Annotated in this window: 13 protein-coding genes, 1 tRNA gene and 1 pseudogene; 7 read left to right on the top strand and 8 right to left on the bottom strand. The window is 67.6% G+C overall.

Annotation, left to right across the window (positions count from 1 at the left end):
- Positions 1-8: 8 nt before the first annotated feature.
- Positions 9-1,106, top strand: a pseudogene (locus tag NLF94_RS09400) (NAD(P)/FAD-dependent oxidoreductase); the annotation flags it as partial.
- A 73-nt stretch (positions 1,107-1,179) separates the two neighbouring features.
- A complete protein-coding gene (locus NLF94_RS09395; RefSeq protein ID WP_254841208.1) occupies positions 1,180-1,464 on the top strand; it encodes a DUF7545 family protein in 285 nt (94 codons plus the stop codon).
- 40 nt (positions 1,465-1,504) lie between these two features.
- Here NLF94_RS09395 and NLF94_RS09390 read toward each other — a convergent pair whose 3' ends face one another.
- The 3 genes from NLF94_RS09390 to NLF94_RS09380 all read right to left on the bottom strand — a co-directional run bounded on the left by NLF94_RS09390 (position 1,505) and on the right by NLF94_RS09380 (position 5,521).
- Complete coding sequence (locus tag NLF94_RS09390; RefSeq protein ID WP_254841207.1) at positions 1,505-2,170, bottom strand: 2,5-diamino-6-(ribosylamino)-4(3H)-pyrimidinone 5'-phosphate reductase; 666 nt, start codon at positions 2,168-2,170, stop codon at positions 1,505-1,507.
- 49 nt (positions 2,171-2,219) lie between these two features.
- Positions 2,220-4,787, bottom strand: a complete 2,568-nt coding sequence (locus tag NLF94_RS09385; RefSeq protein ID WP_254841206.1) for a heavy metal translocating P-type ATPase — start codon at positions 4,785-4,787, stop codon at positions 2,220-2,222.
- 143 nt (positions 4,788-4,930) lie between these two features.
- Positions 4,931-5,521 (bottom strand): AsnC family transcriptional regulator, encoded by a 591-nt coding sequence (locus NLF94_RS09380; RefSeq protein ID WP_254841205.1) that lies wholly within the window; start codon positions 5,519-5,521, stop codon positions 4,931-4,933.
- Positions 5,522-5,614: 93 nt separating this feature from the next.
- Between NLF94_RS09380 and NLF94_RS09375 the strand changes: the two genes are divergently transcribed.
- A complete protein-coding gene (locus tag NLF94_RS09375; protein WP_254841204.1) occupies positions 5,615-6,298 on the top strand; it encodes a halocyanin domain-containing protein in 684 nt (227 codons plus the stop codon).
- 381 nt (positions 6,299-6,679) lie between these two features.
- Here NLF94_RS09375 and NLF94_RS09370 read toward each other — a convergent pair whose 3' ends face one another.
- The 4 genes from NLF94_RS09370 to NLF94_RS09355 form a co-directional block, all read right to left on the bottom strand.
- Positions 6,680-7,201 carry a type IV pilin domain-containing protein gene (locus tag NLF94_RS09370; RefSeq protein WP_434085392.1) on the bottom strand — a complete coding sequence of 174 codons (522 nt, stop codon included), beginning with the start codon at positions 7,199-7,201 and terminating at the stop codon, positions 6,680-6,682.
- Positions 7,202-7,742: 541 nt separating this feature from the next.
- Complete coding sequence (locus NLF94_RS09365; protein ID WP_254841202.1) at positions 7,743-8,237, bottom strand: DUF309 domain-containing protein; 495 nt, start codon at positions 8,235-8,237, stop codon at positions 7,743-7,745.
- A complete protein-coding gene (locus NLF94_RS09360; RefSeq protein WP_434085391.1) occupies positions 8,234-8,470 on the bottom strand; it encodes a DUF309 domain-containing protein in 237 nt (78 codons plus the stop codon). Before NLF94_RS09360 ends, NLF94_RS09365 begins: the two co-directional genes overlap by 4 nt.
- Positions 8,471-8,501: 31 nt before the next feature.
- Positions 8,502-8,951 (bottom strand): hypothetical protein, encoded by a 450-nt coding sequence (locus NLF94_RS09355; protein ID WP_254841201.1) that lies wholly within the window; start codon positions 8,949-8,951, stop codon positions 8,502-8,504.
- Positions 8,952-9,041: 90 nt separating this feature from the next.
- On the opposite strand from NLF94_RS09355, the gene NLF94_RS09350 reads away from it, so the two are divergent.
- The 4 genes from NLF94_RS09350 (at position 9,042) to NLF94_RS09335 (ending at position 11,814) form a co-directional block, all read left to right on the top strand.
- Positions 9,042-9,125, top strand: a tRNA-Leu gene (locus NLF94_RS09350).
- A gap of 314 nt (positions 9,126-9,439) precedes the next feature.
- Positions 9,440-10,225 carry an inositol monophosphatase family protein gene (locus tag NLF94_RS09345; RefSeq protein ID WP_254841200.1) on the top strand — a complete coding sequence of 262 codons (786 nt, stop codon included), beginning with the start codon at positions 9,440-9,442 and terminating at the stop codon, positions 10,223-10,225.
- A 66-nt stretch (positions 10,226-10,291) separates the two neighbouring features.
- Positions 10,292-11,434 carry a DUF63 family protein gene (locus tag NLF94_RS09340; protein WP_254841199.1) on the top strand — a complete coding sequence of 381 codons (1,143 nt, stop codon included), beginning with the start codon at positions 10,292-10,294 and terminating at the stop codon, positions 11,432-11,434.
- Positions 11,435-11,562: 128 nt separating this feature from the next.
- Positions 11,563-11,814 carry an MTH865 family protein gene (locus tag NLF94_RS09335; RefSeq protein ID WP_254841198.1) on the top strand — a complete coding sequence of 84 codons (252 nt, stop codon included), beginning with the start codon at positions 11,563-11,565 and terminating at the stop codon, positions 11,812-11,814.
- 99 nt (positions 11,815-11,913) lie between these two features.
- Here NLF94_RS09335 and NLF94_RS09330 read toward each other — a convergent pair whose 3' ends face one another.
- Entirely contained in the window at positions 11,914-13,080 is a 1,167-nt protein-coding gene (locus NLF94_RS09330) for an NAD(P)/FAD-dependent oxidoreductase (RefSeq protein WP_254841197.1), read from the bottom strand.
- Between the last annotated feature and the right edge of the window lie 85 nt (positions 13,081-13,165).

The following is a 13,165-nucleotide window of genomic DNA, read 5'->3' as shown; positions in this document are numbered from 1 at the left end:
TCCGCGGCGATGCGGCGGCGCTGCCGGAGGGCACAAGCTACAAAGCCCGTGACCGGCTACGTTCGGACATGAACGACGACGCCGATCACCGTCGCCTCGTGATCGCTGGCTCCGGTATCGCCGGGCTGACGGCCGCCATCTACGCCGCCCGCTCGAACAACGACCCGCTCGTCCTCGAGGGACCGGAACCGGGCGGCCAGTTGACGCTGACGACCGACGTGGCCAACTACCCCGGATTCCCGGACGGCATCGGCGGGACCGAACTCGTCCAGAACATGAAGGAGCAGGCCGAGAAGTTCGGCACCGACATCGAACACGGCGTCATCGTCGACGTCGAGGCGGGACCGCCCCACCGCGTCGAGTTGCGCGACGGCACCGTCTACACGACGGACGCCCTCATCGCGGCCTCCGGCGCCTCCGCGAAGACGCTGGGCGTCCCCGGCGAGGACGAACTCATGGGCTACGGCGTCTCGACGTGTGCCACCTGCGACGGCGCCTTCTTCCGCGGCGAGGACATGCTCGTCGTCGGCGGCGGCGACGCCGCCTGCGAGGAGGCCGCCTTCCTCACCAAGTTCGCCGACACCGTCTACATCGCCCACCGCCGCGAGGAGTTCCGCGCCGAGGACTACTGGACGGACCGCATCCGCGAACTCGAAGACGAGGGCGCCGTCGAGGTGATGACCAACACGGAACTCCTCGAGATTCACGGGACGGCCGAGGAGGGCATCGAGAGCGTGACGCTGGCGCACAATCCGGAGGGATACCCCTCGGAGAAACTCGACGAGGAGGGGACCGACACCTTCGAGCAGGCCGTCGGCGCCGTCTTCATGGCCATCGGCCACACGCCGAACACGGGCTACCTGGAGGACACCGCCGTCGAGATGGACGAGACGGGCTACATCAAGACGGCCGGCGGCGACGGCGGCGGCCAGACGGAGACGGCCGTGCCGGGCATCTTCGGCGCCGGCGACGTCGTCGACTACCACTACCAGCAGGCCATCACCGCCGGGGGGATGGGCAGCAAGGCCGCAATCGACGCCGACGAGTACCTCGAGGAACGCGAGCGGGCCGAGAAGACGGCCGACGCCGCGGCCGCCGACGACTGAACGCCGCCGCGGTCCTGCGGCCGGGTCGCCCACGACCGGAAACCCCTTCCGTGCAGCCGCGAAACGCGTGTCCATGGCCGACGACACTGTCACGCTGTACATCGAGGGCGAGGAGGACGACGACGAGGTCACGCTCCCGGTCGAGATGCTCGATCTGATGCGGGAAGAGGAGGAGTCGGACGCCGAAATCGTCGGTGACCTCGCGCTGTTCTCCTGTGCCCAGCGGATTCACGCGACCGTCCACCACGCCGAGGGCGGCGACACCGAGCAGTACCGCGACATCGAGGCGGCGACGATGGAACTGTTCGAGGAGCGCTTCGGCGCCTCCTACGCCGAGTTGACGGGCCACCAGCACTGAGGCCGTCCCGGTTCTCCGCTCGCTTCCCCGACAGCGACGGCTACGTCCCGGCGACGGTCCACTCCAGCAGGACGCCGTCGTCGACGCGCTCGACGCCGTCGAGACGCAGTTCGGGGAACTCGTCGACGAACCCCTCGCCGTCGGCCAGCGTCGGCGCCTCCCGCCCGCCGACGACGAGGTTGCCGACGTAGACCGATAGCTCGTCGACAAGGCCGGCCTCGAACAGCGAGAAGACGAGTTCGCCGCCGCCCTCGACCATCAGGTGCTCGACGCCCTCGGCCGCCAGGTCATCGAGGGCGGCCGGCAGGTCGACCCGGTCTTCGCCCGCCGTCAGGAGCGTCGCGCCGGCGTCGGCCAGGGCCCGTCGGCGGTCCGGCGGGGCGGCCTCGCTCGTCAGGACGTACGTCTCGGGGTCGTCGGCGAGTATCGCGGCGTCGGCCGGGGCCCGACAGCGGGAGTCGACGGCGACGCGGGCCGGGGGGTCGGCGTCCGGGCCGTAGCGGTCGGCCCGGTGGGCCTCGTCGTGGCGGACGAGCGAGGGGTCGTCGGCCAGCACCGTCCCGACGCCGACGGCTACCGCGTCCGCCTCGGCCCGCAGGCGGTCGACGCGGGCGAAGTCGGTCTCGCCGCTGATGGTTATCTGCTCGCGGCGGCGCGAGGAGAGTTTCCCGTCGGCGCTGACGGCGGCGTTGACGACGACGTGCATACCCGTCGTCGGGTCCCGGGGGGCAAAAGCGGTCGGGAGCGGCGCGGGCCTACCGGCGGAGCGCGGCCAGCGGCCGCAGCGGCAGCGGAACGTAGTCGCGGGTCGGTTCGTAGCGGGCGAACAGCAGGCTGTTGGACATCACCGAGACGCTGGAGGCCGACATCGCCGCGCCGGCCAGCGCCGGGTTCAGCAGACCGAGCGAGGCGATGGGGATGAGCGCCGCGTTGTAGGCGAACGCCCAGAAGAGGTTCTGCCACACCTTCGAGATGGTCGCCTCCGAGAGCCGGATGGCCTTCAGCACGTCGGCGGGGTCCGACCGCATCAGCGTCACGTCGGCGGACTCGATGGCGACGTCGGTGCCGGAGCCGATGGCGACGCCGACGTGGGCGGCCGCAAGCGCCGGGGCGTCGTTGACGCCGTCGCCAACCATCATCGCCCGCGTCCCGTCGGCCTGGATGTCGTCGACGACGTCGGCCTTCTCGTCGGGCAGGACGCCCGCCCGGACGTTCGTCTCGGGAATCCCCACCTCATCGGCGACGGCGCGGGCGGTTCGCTCGTTGTCGCCGGTCAGCATGTGGACCTCGTAGCCGCGCTCGCGCAGGTCCGAGACGGTCCGGCGGGCGCTCTCCCGGACGGTGTCGGCGGTGGCGACGACGCCGACGACGGCCCCATCGACGGCGACGAGCATGGCGGTCTTGCCCTCGCGTTCGAGCCGTTCCATCGCCGCCTCGCCCGGCGCGGGGTCGACGCCGTTGCGCTCCAGGAGTGCGCGGTTGCCGACCAGCACCTCGCCGTGGTCGGTGGTCGCTTCGACGCCCTTGCCGGGGACGTTCTCGAAGGTTTCGACGCCGCCGACGTCGACGCCACGCTCCTCGGCGCCGGTGACGATGGCCTCACCGAGCGGGTGTTCGGAGCCGGATTCGGCGGCCGCCGCGGCCGCGAGGACGAACGACTCGTCGACCTCTCGCTCCGTGGCGAGGCCGCCGTCGGGTGCGGCGCCGCCGTCGCCGCGTTCGCCGACGACTTCGACGTCGGTCAGCCGCATCTCGCCCTCGGTGAGGGTGCCGGTCTTGTCGAAGACGACGGCCCCGACGTCGCGGACGCTCTCGAGGACGTCGCCGCCCTCGAAGAGGACGCCGTTCTTCGCGGCGATGGTTGACCCGACCATCGTCGCCGCGGGCGTGGCCAGCCCCAGCGCGCAGGGGCAGGCGACCAGCACCGCCGACGCGAAGACGATGACGGAGAACTCGAAGACGGGGACGCCGCCGACGACGGGACCGCCGCCGACCGGCTCCCACAGCGGCAGCGCCGTCGCCAGGCCGTACAGGGCGTCGGGGAAGGCCAGCCACAGCGCCGCCCACAGGACGGCGTTGGCGATGACGGCGGTGACGAAGTACCCCGAGACGACGTCGACGAGGCGCTGGACGTCCGGCTGGCGGGACTGGGCCTCCTTGACCCGGCGGACGATGTTCTGGATGGCGGTGTCCTCGCCGACCGCGGTCGCCTCGACGACGAGGACGCCGTTCTCGTTGACCGTCGAGCCGACCACCTCGTCGCCGGGACCCTTCTCGACGGGGACGGACTCGCCGGTCAGCATCGACTCGTCGACGGCCGACTCGCCCTCGCGGACGACGCCGTCGGTCGGGACCCGCTCTCCGGGGCGGACCTTCATCCGGTCGCCGACCTCGACGTCGGCGACGGGGACCGTGACCTCCTCGCCGTCCCGGAGGACGGTCGCCTCGTCGGCCTCCATCCGGAGGAGTTCCCGGAGTGCGTCGGAGGCCTTCGCCTTCGAGCGGGCCTCCAGCCAGTTGCCGAGCGTGATGAACCACAGGATGAACGCGACGGCCTCGAAGTAGAGGCCGCCGGGGACGCCGAACGCGAGGACGGCCGTGCTGAACGTGTAGCCGACCGTCGTGCCCAGCGCGACCAGCGTGTCCATGTTGAGCGAGCCGTTCTTGCCCGCGGTGTAGGCGCCGACGAGGAACTCGCGGCCGAGCGTCGCCATCAACACGGTGGCGATGGCGAACTCGACCCAGCCGAACGGGACGCCCAGCAGGGCCTCCGGGCGCGACAGCGGCGTCACCATCGTCGCCATCAGGTAGACGAACGGCGCCGTCAGGACCGCGCCGCCGGCGACGAGGCGGCGCTGCTTTTCGAGTTCGCGCTCGGCGGGCGACGCCTCCGACCCCTCGTCGTCGCCCTCGCGGACGGGTTCGTAGCCGGCCGCCTCGATGGCCTCGTAGGCCGCTTCCAGCGAGAACGCCCCGGGGTTGTACTCGACGGTCGCCTCGTCGGTCGCGTAGTTGACGTCGGCGTCGACGACGCCTGGCAGACCGACCAGCGCGTCCTCGATTGACTCCGCGCAGTTCGCACAGTGCATGCCCGCCACCTCGACGGTCCGGTGCTGGCGGCGCGGGTCGTAGCCGACAGACTCGACGGCCTCGTAGATGGCCGAAAGCGAGACGCGCCCGGGGTCGTACTCGACGGTGGCCTCGTCGGTCGCGTAGTTGACGCTGGCCGACTCGACGCCGTCGAGCGACTCGACCACCTCCGTGATCGTCTCCGCACAACTGGAGCAGTGCATCCCCCCTATCTCGAGCCGTTCCCTGTTCATGTCTCGATGTAGGTGACCCTGGTTCAAGCGGTTTGCTACTCCGAAACCGAAGTCGAGACCGCCCCCGACCTTCGAAAACGAACCTCGATTGAGTCTCGTTTCGTATTCGAATGCAACGTCCCGAAGCGGCCGCCGTGGGTCCCTCAGGCGCCCTGCTTCATGTCCTCGTACCGCTGTCGGAACCTGGTCTCGCAGGACTCACAGCAGAACTCGTAGGCTTCGCCGCCGAGGGTGGCGGTCACGCCCTCGCTGGTCACCGTGTTGCCGCACTCGGCGCACTCCAGCCCGAGCGTCGCCTCGCCCAGGCCGGGATAGCGGTCGTCGGCGACCAGCGGCGAGACGTCCAGCCCTTCGACGGCACCCGTCTCGAAGGCGGGCGCGAGGTGCTCGCGGACCTCGGCGTCGGGGACGGTCGCGATCACGAACAGGCGGGCGTCGGCGGTCCCGAAGACGTGTTCGACGCCCTCGACGCCCGCCAGTGCGTCGCGGACGGCGGCCGTCGCGCCGGGTTCGACCTCGAGGGTCACCGCCAGCCGGATCCCCTCCAGCAGACGCGAGCGGCTCATGTCGAGCGTGAACCGCTCGATGACGCCCAGTTCGGACAGCCGTTCGACCCGGTCGCTGACCGCCGGCGGCGAGAGGTCGACCGTCTCGGCCAACTCGCTGTAGGGCCGCCGGGCGTCCTCCAGGAGCAACCGGAGGAGTTCGCGGTCGGTGTCGTCGATGTCGCGCATGGTCCCCGCTTGTGCCGCGCTCCACTAACGGCTTGCGGCGGGGGCGGGCGGCAATCCCCACCCTATAAACCCCCGGCGGGCCGACCACGGGGTATGAGCGAGTCATCGCCGACCGCGGTCCGGGCCGCGGTCCGGGCCGGGGACGGAGACGAGACGACGGGACTCGGGCGGCGCAGGTTCCTGCGGGCCGGCGCCGGGGCGGCCGCGGGCGCGGCCGCCGTGGGCGCCGCCGCACCCGCCGCCGCACAGGCGTACGGCGGATGGATGAGCGACGTCGGCAACTACGAGGGAACGCTGGACTACACCGGCAACGAGGAGGTGACCGTCTCGGTCGGCGCCGGCGAGAACGGCCTGCTGTTCGACCCGCCGGCCATCCTCGTCGACCCGGGCACGACCGTCGTCTGGGAGTGGACCGGCGAGGGCGTCCCGCACAACGTGGTCCACCAGCCGGAGGGCGACGGCGACCCGGCCTTCGAGACCGAACTGATCAGCGAAGCGGGCGCAACCTTCGAGTACACCTTCGAGGAGGAGGCGACGTTCCGGTACTACTGCTCGCCGCACCGCGCCGTCGGGATGAAGGGCGTCGTCGCCGTCGGCAGCACCGACGACGAGGTCATCGACCCCGACGCCGGCGGCGGCGGTGACGGCGGTGGCGGCGGGCCGCTCACCACGTCGGACCTGCTTATCCTCGCCGCGGCCGTCGGTCTCGTGGCCGGACTCGTGCTCGCCGTCGTCGCGGCGGCCGGGAGCCCGGACGGCGACCAGTCGTCCGGGTAGCCTACTCCAGGTCCCCAGCTAAGGCGTAGTCCGCGTCTCGGGCCTCGGGGTACTCCCCGTCGAGTCGTATCTCCCGGCCGTGTAGTTCCGAGGGGTCCCCCAGCCTGAGCCATGATGAATCGACACCGATCTTGAGATCAGGATGAGTATTCACCGATAGATCAACCCAGCGTTCGACTGGCCCGGTCAGCACCGCTATTCAACAGAGCACTTGGGTGAATCACCCAATCTGTTAGTCTGCAAATCGTGGGAAGCACAATTCAGTTCTAAAGCCAGCAGTTCCCAAATCAACTGCGATCGCACCGGCTTGAGTAGAATCAGATTCAGACAATAGCAGTTTCCAGAACGGCGGGGCATTGAGCGTATTCTGCCCCTGGAACACTACGCTGTCAGCTGTTTTTTGATAATAACTGACTGCGACGGGGTGTGAATGACTCGTACTGTTGTCTCGCTTCCTGAAGTGAGTTCGCACTTATTTTTCGGAATCCGGAAGAGGAGTATCTCGCCGGCGGTGTACCGTGTTTTCAATAATGCACCTCCGTCGTTGACTTGACTCACGGCGTTATCGATAGTGTTCAACGACCGTTCGTCGAAGATGTTATCGCCCATTATTTGCCCATCAGACGCCCGAATCGCATTCCCAGCCCCAGCGGGAAGGTTTACTATACGACCTTGTCTGGTTCCACCAGCACACTCTGCTTGGACGGCGATTTCAAGTTCTTCAACCCGAACGGTGTCACCCGCCTCATGCGTGAGTAACACGATACCACCGTCGTTACCGTCCTGTGGAACAAACTCACCGCTGGATTGGGCGATGTTTGGCCCAGGGTCTCGGAGTTCGTCGACGAACCCGAGCGAGAACGTGGAGATGACGGCTGCGAGAATGACCACCACAGCGACCATCAGAATCACTCCAATAACCGGAGAGACTCCCCGAGATTCCCGAGTCAGGAGCATATAATCACTATCGGTTATTCTCGGACTGGAGGTATGAATGTACTGGAGTTCCTGTCTCAACCTTTACAGAATTGCAAGGCGAATGCCACGGGGCTTGACCCCGTGGATGAAGCCGACACGTAATGGCACAAGCCATTATGTTGCAAGATGCTGAATGATGGAGTGTGACGGCACAACGTGCCTCCGGCTTCAAGTCCAAAAACACGGACGGTCGGACGCGCCGCCGTCGCCACCAAGCAGGTCTGGGAGAGGCCGAATCCACGCCTGCGGAGACTGCGCTCCCTGTGGATTCCGCCGTGGAATCTGCAAAGTGCGTCGTGGAAACAGGAAGCCTCGGGGTCGTTCGAGAGAGCGGAGCTCTCTCGTGATGACGAGAATCTTCGATTCTCGAACCACTTGACCCCGAAGCACTTCACGAAACGACTAATTCTCTATCCTACATCGACCGATTCGTATCTGGGTATGCCAACCGTTCTATGACACCCTCTCATTCCAGGCTTTCGGCGTGTTCGTAATCCTCCGGTCGGGCTTCCGGCCGCTCGCCGTCAAGTTCAATCTGCCACCCTTCTAACCTGGTTGGATTATTAAGCGCGTTCGTGAGCGTGGTTCTAACGCCGAGAACGTCAACCCCGTAGTAATCATTCGGGACGCCGTGGAGATACTGTAGCGCCGTCTCGAAGAGGTTACGCATCCCGGCGTCGTCGTTGAAATCGAAGTGCTTGTATGCGCCCGCCGCAACTTGTACCATTCCGTGAGCGAACGCGCTTTCTGTGGTCCCTCTCCCGTAATTATACCACTCTGATTCAAAACAGTCATGCGATTCATGGAATGCGCCGGAATTGTATAGCCGGACGCCGTGAATCACCGCCCGCCGAAGGGTCCCATGTTCCCACCCATTCGACACGCTCCGGTCTTGCCGCCACCCGGTCGGGTTCCCTGAAATCGGTGGGCCTACGTTTGGGTCTTGCGTGTGGTCGTTCATAGGCTAGTTGCTGGCCGCTCGAACGCGGTTCCCTGACGGTACAATTTGTTTACACTCGGCCAAACATTCTCGAAACAGTCGTGTGATTCGTGGAACGCGTCGGAGTTGTACAGCCGCACCCCATGTTCGGTCGCCCGCCAGAGGGTGGCGTGCTCCCATCGGCCGTCGGCCCGCCAGCCCGTGGGGTCGTCGCGCGGCGGTCCCACCGTCTCGTCGCGGGTGTGGTCGTCCATCGTCGACGCTTGTGGCTCCGGCGGTGTAACTCTACAGGTCCTTTGCGATGTCGCGCAGCCCCTGTGTGCGCTCGCGGTTGCCCCGGACATCGTCGGGCGAGACGACCTCCGAGAGCCGCGTCGACTCGACGTGCTCTCTGGCCGTCTCGACGGCGTGGCCGTCGATCTCGACGCTCGTGAGGTACTCCCCGAGCGCCCGGAGTTCCTCGTCGGTAATCTCGCGGCCGCCGTCGGCGCCCGTGATTGCCCACGCCGTCTCGCGGGCGTCGGCCTTCTCGTCGCGGAGGTAGGCCCCGCCCGCCAAAACGAGCGTCTTGGCCGTCAGCCACGGCACCACGTCCCGGTTGCCGTACTCCAGGTCGTCGACCAGAAGCGCCGTCGCCCGCTCTGAGAGCGCGAACTGTTTCCGGCCCGGACTACCGACGGAGACGTCGAGGAACAGTTCGCCGGCCTCCTCGACGAGGTAGGGTGGCGTCGCCATACTCGTGGTAGGTGGTGAGGGTACTTCGGTGTCGTGTTTCGACCGAACCCGCAACGCTTTACCCGTCGCCTCACCGAATCCAGACCGCGTGCGAGGGTAGCCAAGCCGGGAAACGGCGGCGGACTCAAGATCCGCTCCTGTAGAGGTCCGAGGGTTCAAATCCCTTCCCTCGCATCGCCGCCGCGCCGCTCACCGCGGCGCGGCAAGATGCTCGAAGGGGTTTGGACCAGGAAAGTCGCAGCTGGCGAACGCAGTGAGCCCGACCGTCTTTCCGTGGTTCAAATCCCTTCCCTCGCATGGCGAGCCGGCGACCGAAGGGCGTCGGCTCGGGCAACGCGAGCGGCGCTCTGCGCCGCGAGCGCATGCGGAAGACCGCCTCTCTGGGGCGTCTTCCCTCGCAAAGACTCTCTCGACGCCACACGACGAGCGACGCGTCGGCGCTCGCCACGAACCGGTGTCGATTTCCGGGACGCCGACCGACGGCGGGTATGGGAGAGCGAGCCGACTGTGCGCTGCGGGCGGCGGAGGCCGGCGGCGCCGTCGCCGCGGGGTCGTTCCGGGACGGGGTCGCCGTCGAGACGAAGTCGGGCAAGACGGACGTGGTGACGCAGGCCGACCGCGACGCCCAAAGGCAGGTCGCGGCGACCATCGCCGAGTCGTACCCCGACGAGCCGATAGTCGGCGAGGAGGACGAGGAGGCGACGGCGGTGCCCGACGAGGGCCCGGCCTGGATAGTCGACCCCATCGACGGGACGAACAACTTCGTCCGGGGCGTGCCGCTGTGGACGACGAGCGTCGCGGCGACGGTCGACGGCGAGCCAGTGGCCGGCGCGACGGTCTGTCCGGCCATCGAGGATACCTTCCTGCTCGACGGGGAGGGGGCCTACATGAACGGCGAGCGGGCGTCGGTCAGCGACCGAACCGACCCCGAGGCGTTCACCGTCGTGGCGACGATGTGGTGGGAGATGGACCGCCGCGAGGAGTACGCGGGCATCTGTCGCGGTATCGTCGAGCGGTTCGGCGACATGCGGCGGTACGGGTCGGCGCAGTACTCGCTGGCGCTGTGTGCAGCCGGCGCGGTCGACGCCGTCGTGACGAACGTCGCGGCGTACCCCTGGGACAGCGTCGTCGGCGCGGGGCTGGTCGAGGCCGCGGGCGGCACCGTCACGGACCTCGACGGCGACCCGTGGCGACACGACAGCAGGGGACTGGTCGCCTCCAACGGCGAGGCTCACGACGTGGTCCTGGCGGCGGCCCGGGCGGCCGAGGCGTAGCCCCGGGCGTGTGCGGGTTCCGCCCGCGACCGGAAGCGTGAAACCGGCGGTGGCCGGAGGGACGGTATGGAGCTATTCGACGACCTCGACCCCGCTCGGGCGTGGCTGGCGGCCTTCGTCGGCGGCATCGTCGTCACGGTCGCCGCCGCGGTCGCCTTCCCGCAGCGCGTCGCCGACGGGTTCCTCTGGCGGTACTTCTGGGGCCCGGTCGACGCCGACGCCCACGGAGCGACGTGTGCGGTCCGCTCCGGCGGCACCACCGAACGGCTCTACAGCCAGTCGGCCTGTCGGGCCGCCGATGGCATCGTCGCCGAACCGGGCTACACGATCGTCTCGACGGTCGCCTACGCCGTCGTCCTCGTGTTCATGCTCGTCGGCGTCCTGCTGCTGTTGCGGAAACTCGAGATCGAGATGTCCCCGGAGTTCTACTTCGCGCTGTTCCCGTTCATGCTCCTCGGCGGCGCGCTGCGGGTCGTCGAGGACGTCAACGCGACGTTCCTCGCCTCGGGCATGGACACGTTCATCCCGTACCCAGAGGTCGCGCTCATCATCAGCCCGTTCATCTACTTCGTGATGTTCGGGTTCACGCTCGCGGCGCTGGTGGCGACGGTGTCGCTGGACCGCCGCGGCGCCCTGGAACGGTTCGAACCGGCGCTCGGGGCGGCAGGGGCGGTCGCACTGCTGGCGACGTTCGGCGTCCTGGCGTACGCCTCCGCGACCCGCGAGATAATCGCCTTCAACCCGCTCTTCCTGGCCCTCGTCGTCGTCGGCGCGACGGTCATCGCGGCGCTGTTCTGGGCCGTCTCCGAGCGGTACGCGCCCGTCATCAACGAGGGGACGGGTCGGATGGGTATTCTCGTGGTGTGGGGTCACTCCGTCGACGGCATCGCCAACGTGTTGAGCCTCGACTGGGGTCCCGAACTCGTCGGCCAGTCCTACGGCTCGAAACACGTCGTCAACCGGGCGACGGTCCGGATCACGGAGGCAACGTACGAGTTCCTGGGCTACGGTGGCCTCGAGGAGACCATCGGTTCCGCCTGGCCGTTCCTCCTCCTGAAGGTCGTCGCCGCCGTCGCCGTCGTCTGGGTGTTCGACGAGCAGATATTCGACGAGAGCCCCCGCTACGCGTACCTGCTTCTCATCGCCATCCTCGCGGTCGGACTCGGCCCGGGAACCCGCGACACGCTCCGGGCGACGCTCGGTATCTGACACCCGGAGAGGATTTTACTCTGAAAACTATTTCAGCTCGATTGATTGGTCTGGTAAGTCTCGATGCGGGATCCGATTACCAGTTTTAGGTAATTTTAAATCGTTACGGTCCTTCTCACCGACGGACCATGGTCGACAAAGAGGACCTTCGCCAGCAGATGATAGACGCCTTCGAGGGCGCCGACTACCCGATCAACAGCCCGATGGACCTCGTCCCGGCACTTCCCAACGGGCCGGGCACGAAGTTCGAATCCGGGGACTTCTCGATGACTGCGATGGAACTGAACACGAAGCTCGGCGGCGGGGATTTCCCGTACGACTCCGCCGAAGCGTTCGTCGACGACGTGATGGACGACCTCGAGGAACAGGACCTCATCTGAGCCGGCCGTCTTCTCGCGAACATCGAACGACCAGCGGTGCGTCCGTCGAGAGGGACGCGGACGTTCGGTACCGAAGAGGGGGTTCCGGACGGCGCCGGTCTACATGTCGGGGAAGGCCTTGGCGGCGTCGGCGAAGCCGTTGACCTTCTTGATCCAGCGGGCGGCGACGGTCTTCTTCAGCGCCTTCGCGGCGGGGCCGCCGAAGGTGTCGACGGGCAGCCCCTTGACGTCGTGGGCGACGGCCTTCTCGCCGACGGAGATGAGCGTCCCCTTGTCGTCGTAGGTCCACTCCTTCAGCGGCTGACCACGGATGGCGCGAGCGATGTTCTCGCCGGCCACCTCGGCGGCCTGCCAGGCGGCCTGCGCGGTCGGCGGCGCCGGCTGGTCGGTGTCGGGCTGGTCGACCAGGGCGGCGTCGCCGATGGCGAATATCCGCTCGTCGGAGGTCCGGAAGTCCGAGGCGGCCTCGATGCGGTTGCTGCGCTCGTCTTTCTCGACGTCGGCGGTGGCGGCGGCCTCCTGGCCGGTGATGCCGCCGGCCCACAGCAGCACGTCGTAGTCGAGTTCCGTCTCGTCGCCGACGTAGACGGTTTCCTCGTCGACCTCGCCGATGAACTCGCCGGTGTGAATCTCGACGTCCTTCTCCTCCAGCAGTTTCCGGAGTTTCGCCTGCACGACGGGGTCGTTGTTCGGGAAAACGTTGTCCAGCCCCTCGACGAGGTGGATGTCGATGGGTGCGCGGTGCTTGTCGCGGAACGACGCGATTTCGCCGGCCGACTGGATGCCGGAGAGTCCGGCCCCGCCGACGACGATCTGTGCGCGGTCCTCGCGGGAGGCCTCGCGGGCCGCCTCGGTGACGGCCTCGTGGATGTCCAGGGCGTCCTGGAGGGTCTTCAGCGTCAGGGAGTGCTCCTCGAGCCCCTCGATGCCGAAGAAGGCGGTCCGGGAGCCGAACCCGACCAGGAGGTAGTCGTAGTCGATGGTCGAGTCGTCCTCGAGGGTCAGGATGCGCTCGTCGGCGTCGATGTCGGTGACCCGCCCCTGGACGAACCGCGTCGAGGGCGCCTTGATCTCCGCGACGTCGAAGGTGATCTTCTCTTTGACCTCGGGGTTCCGGATACAGCGGTGCGATTCGTGGAGAACGAGGTGGTGGTCGACGTCCGACACCCACGTTATATCGGCCTCGTCGTCCAGCACCGATTCAAGTCGCTTGACCGCGCCAGTGCCGGCGTAACCCGACCCCAGCACGACGACGTCGTCCGTCATACCGGAAACTCGGGAGTCCACTGATACAAACCTGTTGAAACGAAAGCCGCGGCAAAAGTTTCCGATCCGGGCCGTGTCGGGCGGT

It is taken from the genome of Natronomonas marina (assembly GCF_024298905.1).
In the GTDB taxonomy this organism is placed as follows: Archaea; Halobacteriota; Halobacteria; order Halobacteriales; family Haloarculaceae; genus Natronomonas; species Natronomonas marina.
The sequence above is the reverse complement of the archived record's forward strand: the minus strand, read 5'-3'. Positions and strand labels throughout refer to the sequence as shown.